Here is a 1,967-nt window from a genome sequence, read left to right on the forward strand (position 1 = left end):
CCTAACACTAGACAAGACGCAATTTCGCTTCGAATAGCATGAAATGCGATGTGCAGAACTAAAAATTCATATTTTTGGAAAAACGATAATTAATGAGGAGCGAAACTTCGCTTGTCATCACCGTTATGCTTAATGAGGAATGAAAAATAATGAATAGAACACAAGAAATATTTTCAGATAAATTTCAAAACGCTTTGAAAAAGTTAGGCATTTCGAATACTGAATCTGTTTCTTATATCATTATTCCAACTTCCGAAAAAGAAAACTATACGAATTGGGACGATATTTTTCGTTTTTGGTCTACACCAACTTTCAAAGGAATAAGACTAAACTATAACGATGTTGTCTGTAATTTATACAAAGAACATAAAAACACGATTCCTCTTTGGATTAAAGTATCTTATAAGAGAGAAATGCCAATTGTTTTAGAGATCAGTCAAAGATTCAGAAAATTAAAAGATGTAATTGAAAGAAATCCAGAGAATAGTCTTGCGCCATTTGAATTGGAAGGTAGGATTGAAATTGATCAAATTGTAAATACTGAAAGATCTGAAGCAATAAGAATTCTTATGTTTAAAAGAGAACTTGATAAAAGAACAAAAGACATATTAGGAGATGAAATTAGCCTTGAAGAATTGAAAGAAAATCTCAAAGAACATTTAAACAACTATAGATTTTATCCAGCAAATAGAAAACATCAAAAGATTGGTGATATTAATTACTCAAGCTTAATAATTAATCAAGAATATAAAACTGGCAAATTTAGCATATGCAACGCAGAAAATTTAGAAGAGGAAATAAAATCAGAACTGATTAAAATAGAGGCAATTGAATTTTACATAGAACATATGATACAGGATGAATTCTGTGGACTTAAAGTAAAACACTAAGCATAACAGGCTTCATCACTGAATACTTCGGCTATCGCCTCGTACTCAGGATGCAGCTGAACCGTTAGGCGGAATACGTTTCTCGTTTTGAAAGCCCTGAAAATTGATTCAGAATAGTTGACAAGGACGTGATTAGAGGGTTGCGTTTGGGTGCATTGCCAGCGCACGTTAAATTGATAGCGTATTTCTTAAAAGTGAATTTTTACAAATTATGATCACTTTGTTCTCACGATAATCGAATCTTAAATTCATGCAGCTTACTTCGATTTTCAGGTCTTACTGTCTGATTTTTCTCACCACGTAAGATTGAGATTGGAATTCCGAACATGTCAATTAATTTCAGATAATCAACTTACTATTCTTGTCCGTCTGAGTCCGCTATCATTTAAAGATATGATCGATCATTCCAACGGCATTATCTAAAATCTGACAAGACTTTCAGCTGGAGGCCAACGCTTAAATTGTACTCCACCTAACACTAGACAAGACGCAATTTCGCTTCGAATAGCATGAAATATGATGTGCAGAACTAAAAATTCATATTTTTGGAAAAACGATAATTAATGAAGAGCGAAACTTCGCTTGTCATCACCGTTATGCGCAAGCAGTGAATGAAAACCAAGGTATAAATAGAATACTAACAATATTTATTAGCGTTGTATGGCTGCTTAATGGATTGGTTTGCAAAGTACTTAACCTAGTCCCTCGACATCAGCAAATCGTAGCTGAAATTTTAGGCCAGGAACATCCCAGATTGCTTACAATACTCATAGGACTATCAGAAGTAGTTATGGCGTTTTGGGTAATTTCAAAATACAAATCAAAAATTAATGCAGTAGTACAAATAGTCTTAGTAGCATCTATGAATTTTTTAGAATTACTCTTAGTTCCAGAATTATTGATGTGGGGCAAAATGAACTCTCTTTTTGCCATTGTGTTCGTAATTGTAGTGAAGTGTCCCCACAAAGTGGGACCGTTTTCTTAAAGAATTAATATAACATATTAATTATTATCATAATATTTTGCTTCTTTTAATTTCCACATTTTTTTGTGGAAAACTATGCGGCTTTTCCATAG

2 protein-coding genes are annotated in these 1,967 nt (G+C 32.9%); both read left to right on the top strand.

Features of this window, described 5'->3' with window-relative positions; all coding sequences use genetic code 11:
- Window positions 1-149 precede the first annotated feature (149 nt).
- Entirely contained in the window at window positions 150-890 is a 741-nt protein-coding gene (locus L2567_RS20820) for a hypothetical protein (protein ID WP_235299797.1), read from the top strand.
- 607 nt (window positions 891-1,497) lie between these two features.
- Entirely contained in the window at window positions 1,498-1,875 is a 378-nt protein-coding gene (locus L2567_RS20825) for a DoxX-like family protein (protein WP_235299798.1), read from the top strand.
- The last annotated feature ends 92 nt before the right edge of the window (window positions 1,876-1,967 follow it).

Origin of the sequence: Portibacter marinus (assembly GCF_021533195.1) — a bacterium.
In the GTDB taxonomy this organism is placed as follows: domain Bacteria; phylum Bacteroidota; class Bacteroidia; order Chitinophagales; family Saprospiraceae; genus Portibacter; species Portibacter marinus.